The organism is Actinoalloteichus hoggarensis (genome assembly GCF_002234535.1).
Classification (GTDB): Bacteria; Actinomycetota; Actinomycetes; order Mycobacteriales; family Pseudonocardiaceae; genus Actinoalloteichus_A; species Actinoalloteichus_A hoggarensis.
On record NZ_CP022521.1, the window covers coordinates 5,924,227 to 5,940,228 of the forward strand.

Below are 16,002 nucleotides of genomic sequence, written 5' to 3' on the forward strand. Positions count from 1 at the left end.
TCATCGGGTGTACTCGCGGGACCGGTACCCGCACCATCGCCCGGCTCGAGTGGCTCGAGTGGCTCGACTGGCTCGGCACGCGAGCACGGCGCGATCGGGCTTCGACGGCCCGGCCGGTGACCTCCAGGCTGAGGCCCGTCCATGCGGGCGCAGGTCAGGTCGGGGCAGGCGGAGGTAGCGGCGTGGCGCACGTCGAGGCGACGGGTGGCGTGAGACTCCCACCCTCGAAGTGACCTCGACTCTCCTCCAGCGAGCGACGCGCACGCGACCGCCACACCCGGTCCGGCGAAGAGCCGCGTGACCGTGTTTCGACGAACGTCCTCATCCATTCCGAGCTCGATGGCGCTCGCCACGGGTACGGCAGGCAGCGCCCCGACAGCAGGGGCATCACGTGAGGAGGCGGCGGCGGTAGCCCTCGGCCACCGCCGAGGCTCGATCGCGGACGCCGAGTTTGTCGTAGATGTGTTGCAGGTGGGTCTTGATGCTCGCTTCGCCGATGAACAACGCCGCCGCGGCCTCTCGGTTCGAGCTGCCGTTCGCGACCAGTTGCAGCACCTGCTTCTCTCGATCCGTCAACGTGCCGGCACCGGGCCTGCGCACCTGCCCCATGAGGTGCCGTGTCGCCGACGGCGCGAGCACCGACTCGCCACGCGCGGCCGCACGGACGGCTCGCATCAGTTCGTCGGGCAGCGCGTCCTTCAGGAGATATCCGATCGCCCCCGCCTCGATCGCGGGCAGTACGTCGCTCTCACTGTCGAAGGTGGTCAGGATCAGTACTCGGGTGCTCGGTGCACGCTCGCGCAGGGCGGCGGTCGCGGCGACGCCGTCCATCCCGGGCATCCGAAGATCCATGAGCACGACGTCCGCCGCCAGCAGCTCCGCACGTTCGACGCCCTCCGCGCCGTGCCCGGCCTCGCCGACCACGACGATGTCCTCGGTGTCCGCGAAGGTGTCGCGCAGCCCGCCCCGCACGATCGGGTGGTCGTCGACGATCAGCAGTCGAATCATCGGTCGGTCTCCCCCTTCGCTCCCGCACCCCCGAGGGCGATCGCCGGAACGCGCGCGCTGACGGAGGTCCCGTCGCCCGGTGCGCTCTGCACCTCCAGGTGACCGCCCACCCCTCTGATGCGCTGGCGCATGCTCGTCAGGCCGAAGCCGGCGCCGCCCCCTGTGCCGAAGCCGCGTCCATCATCCCGCACGTCCAACAGCACCTCGGTGCCCGTGTACGACAGCGTGACACCGACGCGCGAGGCCTCCGCGTGCTTCGCCACGTTGGTCAGCGACTCCTGCGCGACCCGGAAGAGAGACACCTCGATCGCCGGGCTCAGCGGCTCTCGGGTACCGGTGACCGCCAGCCGCGCGCTGATCCCCTGGTCCTCCGACCATCGCTCGGTCAACGTGCGCAGCGCGTCGGGAAGGTGCGCTCGCCCGAGTTCCTGGGGAGCGAGCGCCTGCACGGACCGTCTGGCCTCGGTCAGGCTGCTGCGCGCGAGTCGAAGCGCACGCGCGACGTGCTCTTCCGTCTCGCCCCGCATACTCGCGGACCGCTCCGCCGCCTGGAGTTGCGTGATGATGCCCGCGAGCCCCTGCGCCAGGGTGTCGTGGATCTCGCCCGCCAATCGCTGCCGCTCGTCCTGCGCCCCGGATTCACGGGCCTGAGCGACCAGTTGCGCGTGGAGTCCGGCGTTCTCGTGCAGTGCAGCCTCAAGTCGCTCGACGAGTTCCTCCCGCTTGCGTTCCTCCGGCTCGCTGCGCGCCGTCAGCAGGATTCCCACGCCGATCGCCGCGGTCTGCACGGCGACGATCAGGATGAACTCCGCGAGCATGTCCGAGGTCGGGTCGGTCCACACCCGCATCGCCGACCCGTTGAGCGCCACGGAGGTGGCCAGGACCCCGAGCACCCCCAACGGCCACGGCCTGAGCAGGTACGCGTGGAAGAAGCCCGCGACCGTGAAGACGAGGAAGCTCTCGGAGTACGTCATGAGGGTGACGCAGAGTACGAGCAGCCCGACGAAGAAGACGCCCGCCGACATGGGCCGGAGCGTTCTGCGCCTGATGGGCAGCGTGTGTCCGAACAGCACCCACGGCACCGCGACCGCGACCAGCCCGAGGACCGAGGCGCCCTCGGGCCAGAAGCCTTCACCGGAGGCCGGGAGCACCCGCGAGAAATAGAGGGCCGTCGAGATCGTCAGCAGCGACCACGGCGTGATCAACTGCAGCAGGTCCCAGACCCGCAGCTGCTCCGCCTTCCAGGCCAGCCGGGAGCGATTCGCGGTCTGCGCCTCGTCCGTGACGGCGGATTCGCGTGTCCCGGAGCTCGGGTGCTCACCGGCCCCGGCGTCCCACGTCATCGACACCTACTCCCAGCGGAACAGCTTCGCGGCGATCGCGCTCGCGGTCACCGCGATTCCCGCCATTATGGTGATCTGCAGCCAGAAGGGCTGGCCACCGGCGGTGGCGGTGATCTCGCCTGCCTCGACGGACCACGCCGCGGTGAGAGCCTGTAGACCGGGCGGGATGAATTCGCCGACCTCACGCAGCAGGTCGGGCATGAGGACACGGGGCAGGAAGGCTCCGCCTGCGAACATCAGCGTGACGAACAGCAGGGTGCCGATCTGGTTGGCGGCACTGCTCGTGCGGGCCACGGCCGCCGCGATCATGCCGATTCCGAGCAGCGCCGCATAGCCGACGAGGAAGGCGACGACGAACTCCAGGGGCCGCTCGGGCGGCGCGATGCCCAGCACCGCCCACGCCGAGAAGATCATGAGCGCCGCGGCGACGACCACGGAGGCGAACGCGACGATCATCTGCGCCAGCAGGACGCCGCGCGGATGCGCGGGAGTGGTCGACAGCCTGCGCAGGATGCCGCGCTCGCGATACGTCGCGATGACCGACGGGACGTGCTGCACGGCGATCATCACCATTCCGAACACCAGTGCGGTCGGCGCCCAGATGTCGATGGACCGGAGCCCGCCCGTCTCCGGCGACGACTCTCGGAGGGCCGGGACGGCACCGAGCCCGAGCAGGAGTGCCGTCGGGAACAGGACACCGAACATGACGGTGGCGGAGTCTCGAAGGAAGAGCCTCGTCTCAACCTTGACCGCCTTCAGGGGAGCGCGCATCAGTCGACCGCCCTCTCGGAGAGCTGTGCGGAGCGCGGGGCGCGGCCCGTGAACGCCATGAACGCGTCGTCGAGGTTGCTCCGGTCGACGCGGAGATCCCGCGCCACGACCTGCGCCCTGGCGAGCGCCCCTGCGACGCTGCTCAGAAGCTCTCCTCTGCCGGTGACCAGCCAGCGGCCCTCGGCGATCGCGACGTCGGTCACGTCGGGCAGCTCGGTCAGGACACTCCTGTCCAGCGGTTGACTCACGCGGAAGCGGACCTGCCGCACCGTGTTCGCTCGCGCGATCAGCCCCGCCGGCGTGTCCAGTGCGGCAACGCGACCACTGTCGATGACGGCGATCCGGTCGCTGAGGCGTTCCGCCTCGTCCATGAAGTGTGTGACGAGGAGGATCGTGACGCCCCTGTCGCGAACCCGTTCGATGAGGCTCCAGGTGTCGCGTCTGGCCTGGGGGTCCAGGCCGGTCGTGAGCTCGTCGAGGATCGCGACCTTCGGGTCGCCCACCAGAGCGAGGGCGATCGAGAGCCGCTGCTTCTGTCCGCCCGAGAGGGACTTGTACCGCGTGTCGCGCTTCTCGGTGAGGTTCAGGAGCTCCATGAGCTCGCGCCAGTCGGCGGGTTCCCGGTAGAACGAGCTGTAGAGTTCGAGCGCCTCGGCGACCTTGATCGCATCGGGGAAACTGCTCTCCTGCGGTTGCACGCCGAGTCGTTCACGCACCTCTGCCCGGTCCTTGATCGGGTCGAGTCCCAGCACGGAGATCGAGCCCGAGTCGGGTGTCCGCAGCCCGGCGATGCACTCGACGGTCGTCGTCTTGCCTGCGCCGTTGGGCCCGATGATGCCGAAGATCTCCCCCTCTTCGACGGTGAACGAGACGTCGTCGACGGCGACGTGCCCCCCGTAGCGCTGGTGCAGATCTCGTACTTCCACTGCGTTCATGCCGCGAAGTCTCGGGCGCACCGCGCCCCTTCTCATCGACCGTGGCGGCTGAGCTCGGGTTGATTCGTGCCTCCACCGTTCGGTGGAGGCACGGCGCCGTGTGGATGGGGACGCCCCGTCGGTCGTCGCGCGATCCGTCGCCCCGCCGGGCGGGCGACCCGGAGGACGGACCGACCTGTTCGACCTCCCGCGTCGGCCCCGGTGTTCGGATCGGCTCGACGCCGAGCGCGCCGCGAGCGTCGATGTCGCCGTGTCCGGTCGAGGCGGGCAGGCACCGACGTCCGGCCGCCGTCCGAACCTGCCGCGTCGCGACCACCCGAACGACCCGGTTGCCAACCGGACCGCAGGTCCGTATCGTCGAACAAAAGCGGACCAATGGTCCGATTTGCCGCTCAGGAGGTCGCATGCCCACCCGCTCCGCCGTCGACGTCTTTCGACAGGCGTTACCCGCTCTCCAGACCGGTGAGGTCCAGAGCTGGCTCGATCTGTGCACCGAGGACGTCGTCTTCGAGTTCCCCTTCGCCCGCCCCGAGCAGCCACACCGCGTCGAGGGCAGACCGGCTCTCGCCGAATACCTCACGGCCGTCACCTCCCGCGTCCGGCTCGACGGTCTGGACGCGCTGGAGACGCACCAGACGGTGAATCCCGACGTCGCCGTCATCGAGGCGACCGCCACCGGCACGGTCGCCGCCACCGGCGAGCCCTACCGGATGTCCTACGTGGTCGTGCTGACCCTGCGGGACGGGCTGATCGCGCGTTATCGGGACTACTGGAATCCCCTGCACACCTCGGACAGGAAGGCCGCGGCATGACTCTGTCCACATCGGATGCCACGTCGGTCGGACGTGCTCTCGTGACCGGCGCGAGCGGGACCACCGGGCGCCGGGTGGCGGCCGGACTGGCCGCGCGGGGAATCGCCGTGACCTCGGCCAACCGCTCCGGGACCGGGCCTGCGGGGACCCGGGGGACCCGGTTCGACTGGCATGACACGAGCACGCACCCCGGCGCCCTCCACGAGGTCGACCGGGTATACCTCATCGTGCCCGCCGACGACGCCGATCCGCAGGCGGTGATGCGTCCCTTCCTCACCCTCGCCAGGGAGTCGGGGGTCCGCCGCGCCGTCCTGCTCAGCAGCTCCGCCCTGTCCTCGGGCGGCCCCGGACCAGGCGCCGTGCACGAGGCCGTCGCCGAGCTGTTCGACGAGTGGGCGGTCTTACGCCCGAGCTGGTTCATGCAGAACTTCGTCGGAGACCATCCGCACGCCGCCACCATCCGGGCGGAGTCCGTCATCACCACGGCCACCGGCGACGGGCGAGTCGGCTTCATCGACGCCGACGACATCGCCCGCGTCGCCGTCGAGACGCTGCTGTCGCCCGTCCCGTGGAACACGGACCTCGTCCTCACCGGTCCGGAGGCGCTGAGCTACGACGACGTCGCGGCCGTCCTGACCGACGTCGGCGGCCGTCGGATCGCCCACGTTCCCGTCGACGCCGACACGCTGCGAACCCGACTGGAGGCAGCCGGGGTGTTCCCGGCGCTCGCCGCGATGCTCAGCACGCTCGACGTCGCCATCGCAGGCGGGATCGACGACCGCGTTACGGATACCGTGTCACAGGTGACCGGCACGGCGCCTCGCTCCTTCCGCGAGTTCGCCGCCGCCGAATTCCGGTTGTAGAGACGTCGAGGGGTGGCCGTGGCAGGCAGGGAACGAGCAGACGCCGCGCGCAACCGGCAGGCGATCCTCGATGCCGCGGCCACCCTCTTCGCGACCTCCTCCGATCCCCTGTCGATCACGATGAACGACATCGCGGCCGAGGCGGGAGTAGGCAAGGGCACGTTGTTCCGCCGTTTCGGCGACCGGGCCGGGCTGCTGAACGCGGTCTACGCGACGCGGATCGGCGCCCTGCACGACGCCGTCGCCACCGGCCCGCCCCCGTTGGGACCGGGCACGCCCCCGTCCGAGCGCGTCGTCGCCGTCCTCGACGCCCTCGTCGAGTTCAAGCTGCACAACCGCCAGGTGGCCCTGGCCTTGGAGCACCTCGAACCGGGAGCGACGAACTCCTGCCTCGACACCCCGAACTACCGCAACGCCCACACGCTGTTCGCCGGCCTGCTCACCGACGTCGTGGGCGCCGACCAGGCGTCCTGGGCCGCCCACGCGCTCCTCGCCTACACACGGATCGACCTGCTGGGACACCTGATCACCGCGGAGGGCTGGAGCGCCGAACGGGTCCGCGACCAGATCGGCGCACTCGCCGCACGCATCCTCGCCCGCTGACGAGGCGTCTCGCCGGGCGGCCGGCCCGGCACGCGCCACTCCGGCCGCCGCTCACGAGATCGCCGCCTCCTCACACGGGTGTGCAGGCGCGGCGGCGCAGCCGACCCCGGCCTCCGAGGCACGCCCGTTCCGCGGCGCACGTGCCTGGTCCGTCCGCCTGCGCGTCCGAGGCGGACCGCCACCCGACCCGGCACCGCCGGGCGGGATGCGGCGACCCCGATCGCCACACCCCGCACGACGTGCGCGCCGCCGGGCGTACCCGGCTGGGCATCCCCTCAGCCCGCGGTGCCGTCCGCCGCGCAGGTGATGTTCTTCTCGGGCAGGTCGCCGTGGACCAGGAATCGCGTGGTGACGTTCAGGGCGCAGGGGTTGTCGCCGAGGACGTAGACGCCGTGGCCGCTGCCGTCGACGCTCACCAGGCGGGACCGGTCGCCGAACTTCTCGTCGAGCAGTTCGCCGCCGCGCGACGGGGTCGCCGGGTCCCGCTGGTTCTGCACGATCAGGACGTTCGTCGGCCCGTCGCTCTCGATCTCCACCGGCTCCTCCAGCGGCTCCTGCCAGTACGCGCAGGGCATGATGTTGGCGGCGGCCGCGCCGAACAGCGGGTAGGCCTCACGGTCCTCGGCCACGCCACGCTGGTAGGTCTCGACGTCCTCGGGCCACTCGGCGTCGTTGCAGGTCACCGCCAGGAAGGCCGACCAGGAGTTGTCGAACGCCGAGGGCTCCGACGCGCCGGTCGGCGGACCGCTCGGCAGCACGGGCAGATCGGCGTCGAGCAGCGCCAGCACGTCCTGGGCCGCCGGGTCCGAGACGGACACCGACTGCCAGAGCTGCGCGGTCCTGCCGTAGGACGCCTCCCGGTAGAGCCCGCCGAAGGTGGCGAGCCGGAAGAGCGTCCCGTCGACGACGCCCTCCACCGGGTTCTCGTCGAGCCGTTCGGCGATGTCGAAGTAGGTCTCGCGCACCTCCTCCGGGGTGCTGCCCAGCTCATAGGAGTCGTGTCGGGCCGCGGCCCAGTCCGCGAAGTCCGGGAACATCTCCTCCAATCCGAGGCCGAACCGGCGGATGCCCTCGTAGTCGAGATGGGTGTCGCCGATGTTGCTGTCGAGCACGACTCGGTCGGCGGTGTCCGGGAACATCGAGGCGTAGGCGGCGCCCAACGCGCTGCCGTAGGAATAGCCCAGGAAGCTCGCCTTCTCCTCGCCCAACGCCGCACGGATCGAGTCCAGATCACGCGCCGTGTTCGCCGTCGACAGGTGCCGCAGCCGCCCGTCGACGTCGTTGGCGGCGCACTGCTCGGCGACACCCTGGGCGATCCGCGCCTGCTCGGCGACGGCGGCCTCGTCGACCGCGTACGGCGGGATGTTGCCGAAGTAGTCCGTGTCGTCGGCGGTGAAGCCGCAGCTGACCGGGGCCGAATGCCCGACACCCCTGGGGTCCACGCCGATCAGGTCGTAGCCCGCCAGGACGCTGTTCGGAAGGCCCTGGGAGCTCAAGAGCGTGGACAGGTCCAGCCCGGAGCCGCCCGGGCCGCCGGGGTTCAGCAGCAGGATGCCGCGTCGCTGTTCCGGGTTGAAGCTGGGCAGCCGCGAGATCATGATCTCGATCCGCTCGCCGTCGGGGTCGCCGTAGTCCAGCGGCACCGGCACCGTGGCGCACTGCAACAGCGGCGGATCGTTGGGCACGTCCGCCGGACACTCGCCCCAGGCGAGCGGTGTCGCGGGGGCGGTTCCCTCGTCCGCGGTCGCCGCGGGCACTCCGATCAGTGCCCCGGACAGACCCAGCACGGCCAGCAGGGTCGCCCCTCGCCGGACATCGCGTCGTCGATTCACGTGGTTCACACTCCCGAGAGTCGGTTCGACTGCCGACACCACACACCGTGCCGCTACGGCATAGTCAAGGACTCGTCGGCCACCGTCTACGAAGGACGCTCACGGCCCGAGAGGATCGGCCGAGGCCGTCGGGCCCGCGTGGGATCTCGCGCGGACAAGAGCCGATCTCGGGTGTGGGGAGGAACGATCCGTCGTCGGCGGCCGAGCCGGGGCAGGCGGCGGCCGGATGCCGTCGAGCGGACTCACTAGCGGCGGACTCGCCGCAGGGGACCCGCGCTAGCGCAGGATGCCCTGATGCAGCGCGCGCAGCACGGCGTTGGTCCGGTCCCTGGCGCCGAGCTTCACCAGGATGGTCGACACGTGGTTCTTCACGGTCCCCTCCGCGAGGAACAGCACCTCGGCGATCTCACGATTGCTGTACCCCTCGGCCATGAGGCGCAGCACCTCGCGTTCGCGTTCGGTCAGCTCCTGGACGGGCGGCGCGGCGATCTCCCCCGGTGTGGGGCCGGAGCGGATCGCCCGCAGCATGCGGTCGGTGATCGACGGCGCGATGAGTGTCCCGCCGTCCGCCAGGGTGTGCACGGCGCGGGCCAGCTGCTCCAGGGTCACGTCCTTGAGCAGGTAGCCGCGTGCCCCCGCCCTCAGGGCGTCCAGGACGACGGTGTCATCGTCGAAGGTGGTGAGGACCAGCACCGGGATGTCGATCCGGCGTTCGGCCAGTTGGCGCAACGTCCAGATGCCGTCGTAGCGGGGCATCCGCAGGTCGAGCAGGACCACCTCGGGTGATGCCTCTTCGATGACCTCCAAGGCGGCGCGGCCGTCGTCGGCCTCACCGACCACGTCGATGTCTGCGATGTCCAGCAGGGTGCGGATGCCGTGCCGCACGAGCGCCTGGTCGTCGACCACCACCACCCGGATCACGTCGGCATCCTCGCGGTGACCTTGAAACCGTCGCTGCCGTCGAAGGCGACGTCGCCGCCGAAGGCCGCGAACCGCTCGCCAAGGCCGCGGAGTCCGTTGCCCTCCATCGGACCGGAGTGTCCTTTCCCGTCGTCTACCGCTGTCAGTACCGCGCCCGTCGCATCCGCCGACACCTCGATCCACAGTTCTCGTGCCTCGGCGTGCCGGATGGTGTTGGTGACGATCTCCTGCACCGATCGCACGAGCGCCGCCGTCTGCGCCTCGTCGAGCCGGACCGCCGGGTCGACGTCGATCGACACCTCCAGGCCGGGCAGGTCACGTCCCACCTGGCGCAGCAGGTCGGTGAGGTCCGAGGGCTCGACACGCAGTTCGCCCACCGTGGCCCGCACGTCGGCCAGCAGATCACGAGCCACCCGATCGGCCCGGTCGACGTGCTCGCGAGCCCGCTCGCCCTCGCGGTGGCGGGCCGCCTCCAGCTCCAGGGTCAGCACGGTCAGCTGGTGGCCGATGAGATCGTGCAGCTCACGCGAGATCCGCAGCCGCTCCGCCGTGCGGGCGGACTCCGACAGCAGCGCCGACGCGGCACGCAGGTCGATGTGGGCCGTGGTCAGGTCGCGGCGCATCTGCTGTTCGCGGACGAGTGTGAGGGAACTCAACATCGTGGCCAGCTGGATGGCGATGTAGAAGCCCACGATCGTCATCAACTCAGTGGGCGAGGCTTCCGCCAGCATCAACAGTACGACGAGCACCACGGTGTTGAGCCCGATGACCGTCAGCCCCATCGGCGGCGGCACGGCGTAAACGCTCACCGCCGCGGTGATCACCAACAGGATCGGCAGCAGGCCCACGTCCGACGCGGTCAGCACCAACGCCCAGGACGACACGACGGACACGGCGAACATCGTGTGCCTGACCTTGCACGGCCTTTCGTCCGTCGAGATCAGCAGGGTCGCGAGGAAGACCACGAACAGGGCGAGCCACCAGCCACTCGGGATCGTCACCCGAGTCGTGCCGGTCAACACCGTCCCGCCCACCCAGATCGAGACGGCGAGCATCACCAGCCCGGACCATTGATCCAGGCTCAATCGTCGCATCGGGCCACTCTAGAAGACCCGCCGCGCCCGCTGCCCGTGCCGAAAGTCATGGTTGAAGTTCCTGACTTCCGGCACAGGTGCCGAGGGCGTCCGGCTCCCTAACGTTCTTGGCATGACAGCACCGGAACCAGCAGTGCACGCCGAGACGCTGCACAAACGCTACGGCGACAAGGTAGCCGTCGACGACGTGAGCCTGCGGATCGAGACGGGCGAAGTCCTCGGCATCCTCGGCACCAACGGTGCGGGCAAGACCACCACGGTCGAGATGATCGCCGGGCTGCGCACGCCCGACCGGGGCCGCGTGCGCATCCTGGGCCTGGACCCGCAGCGCGACCGCGCCAAGGTCCGACAGGTGCTCGGCGTCCAGTTGCAGCAGGCCACGCTGCACAGCGCGTTGACGGTCACCGAACTGATCGGCCTGTACCGCGGCTTCTACCCGAGTCCCCGTCCCGCCGAGGAGCTGCTCGACCTCGTCGGCCTCCAGGAACAGCGGTCCGTCCGCTTCGAGAAGCTCTCCGGCGGGCAGCAGCAGCGGCTGTCGATCGCCCTGGCGCTCGCGGGCAGGCCGAGGGTGGTGATCCTCGACGAGCTCACCACCGGTCTCGATCCCCGCGCCCGGCGGCAGATGTGGAAGACGATCGAGCGGCTGCGCGACGAGGACGTCACCATCCTGCTCGTCAGCCATGCCATGGAGGAGGTCGAGCGGCTCTGTGATCGCGTCGCGCTCATCGACGCGGGGCGGGTCATCGCCCTGGACACCACCAAGGGCCTGGTCACGAGCGCCGGGGCGGCGAACCTCGACGAGGCGTTCCTCGCACTGACCGGGAAGGAACTGGAGGACTCCGAATGAGCACCGCGGTCGAAGCCCGCAGACCGGGCATGAAGGCATGGCTGACGTTGATCCAGTGCGAGGCCAAGATGGTCGCGCGCGACACGGCGGGCCTGGTCGTCCCGATCGGACTTCCGCTGCTGAGCCTCGTGATGAGCGCGTCCTCGGCGGGCGACGAGGTGATCAGCAACGGGATGACGGCCCTCGACCTGTTCGTCCTTCCGCTGGTGTTGACGATGGTCATCGCGATCGTCGGCATCATCAACATGCCCAGCTTCCTCTCCTATTACCGCCGCACCGGCATCCTGCGCAGGCTCTCGGTCACGCCCGCGTCCCCGACCATGGTCCTGATCGCCCAGGTCATCGTGAGCGTCATCCAGACCGTGATCGGGCTCGCCGTCGCCGTCGCCGTCGCGTTCATCGGCTTCGGCGCCAACGTGCCCACGAATCTGGCCGCGGCGCTGGGCGTCTATCTGCTCACCATGGCGGCGATGTACGCGATCGGGATGATCGTCGCCGCCATCGCGCCGACCCCGAACTCGGCGGTCGCGATCGGCCTCGTCACCTTCTTCGCCTTCGGTGCGCTCGGCGGCATGTTCGGCGGGCCCGACGCGCTGCCGGACTTCCTCGCGTCCATCGGGGAGTGGCTGCCGTTCGGCGCCGCCGTCGACGCGCTCGCCGCCGCGTGGGCCGGGACGGCCGTCGAGATGTCCTCGCTGATCAGTCTCGGAGCGACGACCGTACTCGGTGTGCTCGTCGCGGCCGTGCTGTTCCGCTGGGACTGATCCGCCGGGATGAGCGCCGGCTCTGGTTCGCGGGACGCGGCGGGTCATGGGGTACGCCGGTGACTCGCCCGTCCCGCGGCCCCGACCCCGCGCCGGGGCCGCCGAGAGCCCTGCATCGGTGGTGCGCCTCTCGCCGCCTCCGGAGGCGGCGGCCGAGGCGGTGTCCTCCCGAGGCGGTGGCTGCCGAGGCGGACGTCCGCGCGGCCACGCCCCCAAGGCGGCGGGCGCCGGGCTGAGGCAGCCCGCACGTCGACGACGTTGCGCCCCCGAGGCGGGTGCCCGCCAAGCGGGTGTCCGCACGACCGGCCGCGCGGGCCGCCCGCCGCCGCCGAGTGGCCCGCACCGCGACGGCTGCCGCCGCGATCGCCGGCGCCACCGGACCGGGCAGGCACAGCGACGCCGAAGGTCGAAGGCCGACCAGGCCGGCCGGAGACCACCGCCGGGGCGCCACGCACGATCCGACACGACTGCCCCGCCGCCGCACCCGCGCCGGCTCGCCGGATCGGCGTCGGTCGGCCGGTCGTGATCGGGTGCCGCGCGGGCCGCACCCGCGCCGGCTGCCGGACAAGTCGCGGTCAGGTCGTGACGGCGAAGGCCCGTTCGCTGGCCGTCCACGCGGCGCCGATGACGCCCGCGAGATCACCCAGCTCCGACAGCACGATCGGCAGATTCCCCGTCGCCAGCGGCATCGACCGGCGGTACACCGAACTGCGGACCTCCGCGAGGAGCTGATGGCCGAGCCTGGCCACGCCGCCGCCGATCACGACCATGCCGGGATTGATGAAGCTGACCAGCGAGGCCACCACCTGGCCGAGGCGCCTGCCGCCCTCCCGCACCAGGTTCACCGCGGCGAAGTCGCCCGCCCCGGCCGCCAGCGCGACGTCCCGCGCGGACAGCTCGCCCTGCCTGGCCAGCGACTCGGCCAAGAACTCCGAGCGACCGCTGCGGGCCAACGTCAGCGCGTCCCTCGCCAGCGCCGCACCACCGAAATAGGCTTCCAGACAGCCGGATTCGCCACAGGCGCAGGCCGGGCCGAAGTCGTCGAGCCGGATGTGTCCGATGTCGCCCGCCGTCCCCGCGACGCCGCGATAGACCCGGCCGCCGAGCAGGATGCCGCAGCCGATGCCGGTGCCGACCTTGACGAAGATGAGGTCGTCGAGCGAGCGAGCCACACCCGCGTGCCGCTCCCCCAGCGCCATCGCGTTGACGTCGTTGTCCACCGTCACCGGGCAGCCCCACTGCGAGGCGAGCCGATCGCGCACCGGGAAGCGGTCCCAGCCGGGCATGATCGGGGGCGCCACGGGCATGCCCTCGCGGAAGCTCACCGGGCCGGGCAGGCCGATGCCCGCCGCGAGCAGCCTGCCGGGCACCTTGGCCAGGGCCAGGGTCGACAGGGCGACCGCGCGGTCCAGGACGGCGACGGGGCCGGAGCGGACCTCGCACTCCTCGACGAGATGCTCCAGCACCTCGCAGTAGGGGTCGGTGACGGCGACGCCGACCGAGGTGGCGCCGATGTCGACCGCCAGCAGCCGCAGCGAACTCGACAGGCCGACCAGCGTCGACCGCCTGCCGCCCCGGCTTGCCGCGGGCCCGCCGGACTCGACGAGTCCCAGTTCGACGAGTCGGTTGACCTCGGCCGCCAGCCGAGCCCGAGGCAGCCCCAGTCGCTCGCCCAGCTCGACGCGCGACATCGGCCCCTCGTCGCGCATCAGGGTCAGCAGCCGAGACTGGTCGTGGGTCTCCACCCGAGGCGGCTTGTCAGCGATCGGCTGTCCCGGTGCTTCCATCGGTGGACTGAATCCGTCCATGCACTGTCTGTCGCGCCTGCGCGTGTGCTTCCCACACGGCCGAACCCGACCCCCCTTCCGCTTCGAAGCGTACGGATTCCACCGGCCAGGCCGGTGGGTGCTCCCCACCTGCGAGTGCCCAGGCCGCCTGCCTGGCCGCGCCGAGCGCGACGTACTCGCCGGGCTCCGGCACCTCCACCGGGACGCCGAACAGCTCCGGGGCGACCTTCTGCACGGCGGCCGAGCGGGCCGCCCCGCCCACCAGCAGCACTCGCCGCACCGCGACACCCAGGTCACGCAGGGCTACGAGTCCTTCGGCCAGACCGCACAGCATCCCCTCCACGGCCGCGCGGGCCAGATTCTCCGGCGTCATGTTGTCCCGGCGCAGCCCCAGCAGGGTGCCGGTCGCGTCGGGCAGGTTCGGCGTGCGCTCCCCGTCGAGGTAGGGCAGCAGGGTCAGTCCGCCCGCACCCGGTTCGGCGCGCAGCGCCAGCTCGTCCAGCCCCGCGAGGTCGGTGTCCAGCATCGCGGCGGCGGCCGTCAGCACCCTGGCGGCGTTGAGCGTGCACACCAACGGGAGGAAGCGGCCGGTGGCGTCGCAGAAGCCCGCCACGATGCCGGTGGGGTCCTCGGTGGCGTCCTCGGTGACCGCGAAGACGGTGCCGGAGGTGCCCAGCGAGATGACCACGTCGCCGGGGCCCGCCGCCAGACCGAGCCCGGCGGCCATGTTGTCGCCGGTACCGGCGCCCAGGATCGCGCCGCCGGGTCCCCGACCCGCCGTCTCCACCGGGCCCAGCACCCTGGGCAGTCGAGGTCGACGTCCGCCGAAGGCCTCGCCGAGGACCTCGGGCAGCCACACGCCGTCGCGGCCCGAGAAGTACCCGGTGCCGGAGGCGTCGCCCCGGTCCGTGCAGGCCTCCGCCGTGCCGCCGCCCGCGAGACGCCAGGTCAGCCAGTCGTGCGGCAGCAGAACGGAGTCGACGCGGTCGGCGTTGTCCGGCTCGTGGGCGGACAGCCAGGCGAGCTTGGTGACGGTGAAGCTCGCCACCGGGACCAGTCCGGTCCGCCGCGCCCACGCCTCGGGCCCGTCGGCGGAGACGAGTTCGGCGGCCTGCGGCGCGGAGCGAGTGTCGTTCCACAGCAGCGCGGGCCGCACCGATTCGCCCGCCGAGTCAACGGTGACCATGCCGTGCTGCTGTCCCGCCACCGAGATCGCCGCCACCGGCTCGGACAGCCCGTCGACGACCTCGGCCATCGCCTGGTTGCAGGCCGCCCACCAGCGGTCGGGGTCCACCTCGGTCCCGTCGGGATGCGCGGCGCGGGCCTGGCCGAGTATCCGGCCGCTGTCCGCGTCCACCGCCAGCACCTTCGTCGACTGGGTTGAGCTATCGATTCCGAGCACCACGGTCATGGCTGCTGATTCAACAGCACGATGACGGTCGGGCGACAGGGATGAGTGGTGATCGGCTGGGAGCGCAGCCGGTGAGACGCCGGTGCGCCCCGCCGTCGCCGCACCGGGACCGATGCGGTCGCCGCCCGCGCCTCGTCGCTCTGTTCGGCGGCGGGTGATCCGTAGGCGGCGGGTTCGTCGGCGGCCGACCCGGCGGACGGACGTCCGAGCTTCGCTGCCGCAGCCCTGCGAACCGCGGTGCGGCGATGTTCGCCGGGTGGGCGTCCACGGCGGGGTCGGGAGACGAGTAGCCCCTCACGCGACTCAGTCGGTCGGCGTGGTGTCGGCAGGCCGGCCTGCGCCGGCCGGCGTCGCGCGAAGCAGCTCCAGCGCGGCGTCGAGTCCGCTCGTGACCGCCGCCACCGACCCGTCCCGACCGCCGAGCAGGGACAGCGTCATCCCCTCCGACAAGAGCCGTAGCAGGTGGGCCGCGCCCGGGAGGTCGTGGCCCGCGGGGATCTGGCCGAGTGCCTCCGCCGCCTGGAGCAGTCCGAGCATGTCCCGGTACGACCGCGCGTCGTCCTCGGCGATCATCTCGGCGATGTCGTCTCGGGTGCCGAAGCGTTCGCCGAAGGCGATGATGTACCGCCAGTCGGCACGTCGCTGTTCGTCCAGCGGCAGCGCCGCGAGCAGCGCCGCTCGCAGCATGACGAGCATCGGCAGCCCCTGCCGATCCTCGACCGCCTCGGTGATCCGGGCCGCCATCGCGTCGAGGCACGCGCGATAGGTGAACAGCAGCAGCTCGTCCTTGGTGTCGAAGAGCCGCTGAACCATGCCCAACGACATCCCCGCCTCCGCGGCCACCGCCCGCAGGGAGGCCGCGTCCATCCCCTCCGCGACGACGACACGCAGCAGCGCGGCCGCGACCCGCTGCCGTCGCTCCGACCGTTTCGTGGTGCTCGCCACCTGCTGAGATCTCCGTTCCCGCCGTCCTTGACACGACTGTGTCGACCATTCGATACAGTCGTA

The 16,002-nt window shown here is 71.3% G+C and carries 15 protein-coding genes; 5 read left to right on the top strand and 10 right to left on the bottom strand.

Features of this window, described 5'->3' with window-relative positions:
• Nucleotides 1-387: 387 nt before the first annotated feature.
• Genes AHOG_RS25185 through AHOG_RS25200 form a run of 4 tightly spaced genes read right to left on the bottom strand, consistent with a single transcriptional unit; the run spans nt 388 to nt 4,057 of the window.
• A complete protein-coding gene (locus AHOG_RS25185) occupies nt 388-1,008 on the bottom strand; it encodes a response regulator (RefSeq protein WP_093943531.1) in 621 nt (206 codons plus the stop codon).
• A complete protein-coding gene (locus tag AHOG_RS25190) occupies nt 1,005-2,351 on the bottom strand; it encodes a sensor histidine kinase (RefSeq protein ID WP_093944798.1) in 1,347 nt (448 codons plus the stop codon). The genes AHOG_RS25185 and AHOG_RS25190 overlap by 4 nt, the downstream gene beginning before the upstream one ends.
• A 6-nt stretch (nt 2,352-2,357) precedes the next feature.
• Nucleotides 2,358-3,122 (bottom strand): ABC transporter permease, encoded by a 765-nt coding sequence (locus AHOG_RS25195; protein WP_093943532.1) that lies wholly within the window; start codon nt 3,120-3,122, stop codon nt 2,358-2,360.
• Entirely contained in the window at nt 3,122-4,057 is a 936-nt protein-coding gene (locus tag AHOG_RS25200; protein ID WP_093943533.1) for an ABC transporter ATP-binding protein, read from the bottom strand. Before AHOG_RS25200 ends, AHOG_RS25195 begins: the two co-directional genes overlap by 1 nt.
• Nucleotides 4,058-4,461: 404 nt before the next feature.
• Here AHOG_RS25200 and AHOG_RS25205 point away from each other — a divergent pair, with 404 nt between their 5' ends.
• Genes AHOG_RS25205 through AHOG_RS25215 form a run of 3 tightly spaced genes read left to right on the top strand, consistent with a single transcriptional unit; the run spans nt 4,462 to nt 6,335 of the window.
• Nucleotides 4,462-4,869 (top strand): nuclear transport factor 2 family protein, encoded by a 408-nt coding sequence (locus AHOG_RS25205; RefSeq protein ID WP_093943534.1) that lies wholly within the window; start codon nt 4,462-4,464, stop codon nt 4,867-4,869.
• A gap of 41 nt (nt 4,870-4,910) precedes the next feature.
• Nucleotides 4,911-5,732 carry a Rossmann-fold NAD(P)-binding domain-containing protein gene (locus AHOG_RS25210; RefSeq protein ID WP_245856436.1) on the top strand — a complete coding sequence of 274 codons (822 nt, stop codon included), beginning with the start codon at nt 4,911-4,913 and terminating at the stop codon, nt 5,730-5,732.
• 18 nt (nt 5,733-5,750) lie between these two features.
• Entirely contained in the window at nt 5,751-6,335 is a 585-nt protein-coding gene (locus AHOG_RS25215) for a TetR/AcrR family transcriptional regulator (protein ID WP_093944799.1), read from the top strand.
• A 275-nt stretch (nt 6,336-6,610) separates the two neighbouring features.
• Here the strand turns inward: AHOG_RS25215 and AHOG_RS25220 are convergent, their stop codons facing one another.
• From AHOG_RS25220 to AHOG_RS25230, 3 genes are all read right to left on the bottom strand, one after another.
• On the bottom strand, nt 6,611-8,167 hold the full coding sequence (locus AHOG_RS25220; protein ID WP_245856437.1) for an alpha/beta hydrolase: 1,557 nt from the start codon (nt 8,165-8,167) through the stop codon (nt 6,611-6,613).
• A 276-nt stretch (nt 8,168-8,443) separates the two neighbouring features.
• Nucleotides 8,444-9,088, bottom strand: coding sequence for a response regulator (locus tag AHOG_RS25225; protein WP_093943536.1), 645 nt, complete (start codon nt 9,086-9,088; stop codon nt 8,444-8,446).
• Nucleotides 9,085-10,182 (bottom strand): sensor histidine kinase, encoded by a 1,098-nt coding sequence (locus AHOG_RS25230; RefSeq protein ID WP_211290495.1) that lies wholly within the window; start codon nt 10,180-10,182, stop codon nt 9,085-9,087. The genes AHOG_RS25225 and AHOG_RS25230 overlap by 4 nt, the downstream gene beginning before the upstream one ends.
• A 112-nt stretch (nt 10,183-10,294) precedes the next feature.
• Between AHOG_RS25230 and AHOG_RS25235 the strand changes: the two genes are divergently transcribed.
• Complete coding sequence (locus tag AHOG_RS25235) at nt 10,295-11,032, top strand: ABC transporter ATP-binding protein (protein WP_093943538.1); 738 nt, start codon at nt 10,295-10,297, stop codon at nt 11,030-11,032.
• Nucleotides 11,029-11,796: an ABC transporter permease gene (locus tag AHOG_RS25240; RefSeq protein ID WP_093943539.1), complete on the top strand. Its 768-nt coding sequence runs from the start codon at nt 11,029-11,031 to the stop codon at nt 11,794-11,796. The genes AHOG_RS25235 and AHOG_RS25240 overlap by 4 nt, the downstream gene beginning before the upstream one ends.
• Before the next feature lie 575 nt (nt 11,797-12,371).
• On the opposite strand, the gene AHOG_RS25245 is transcribed toward AHOG_RS25240, so the two are convergent.
• The 3 genes from AHOG_RS25245 to AHOG_RS25255 all read right to left on the bottom strand — a co-directional run bounded on the left by AHOG_RS25245 (nt 12,372) and on the right by AHOG_RS25255 (nt 15,939).
• Nucleotides 12,372-13,583: an ROK family transcriptional regulator gene (locus tag AHOG_RS25245; RefSeq protein WP_093943540.1), complete on the bottom strand. Its 1,212-nt coding sequence runs from the start codon at nt 13,581-13,583 to the stop codon at nt 12,372-12,374.
• On the bottom strand, nt 13,555-14,994 hold the full coding sequence (gene xylB / locus AHOG_RS25250; protein WP_093943541.1) for a xylulokinase: 1,440 nt from the start codon (nt 14,992-14,994) through the stop codon (nt 13,555-13,557). The genes AHOG_RS25245 and xylB overlap by 29 nt, the downstream gene beginning before the upstream one ends.
• A gap of 303 nt (nt 14,995-15,297) precedes the next feature.
• Nucleotides 15,298-15,939: a TetR/AcrR family transcriptional regulator gene (locus AHOG_RS25255; protein ID WP_093943542.1), complete on the bottom strand. Its 642-nt coding sequence runs from the start codon at nt 15,937-15,939 to the stop codon at nt 15,298-15,300.
• Nucleotides 15,940-16,002 lie beyond the last annotated feature (63 nt).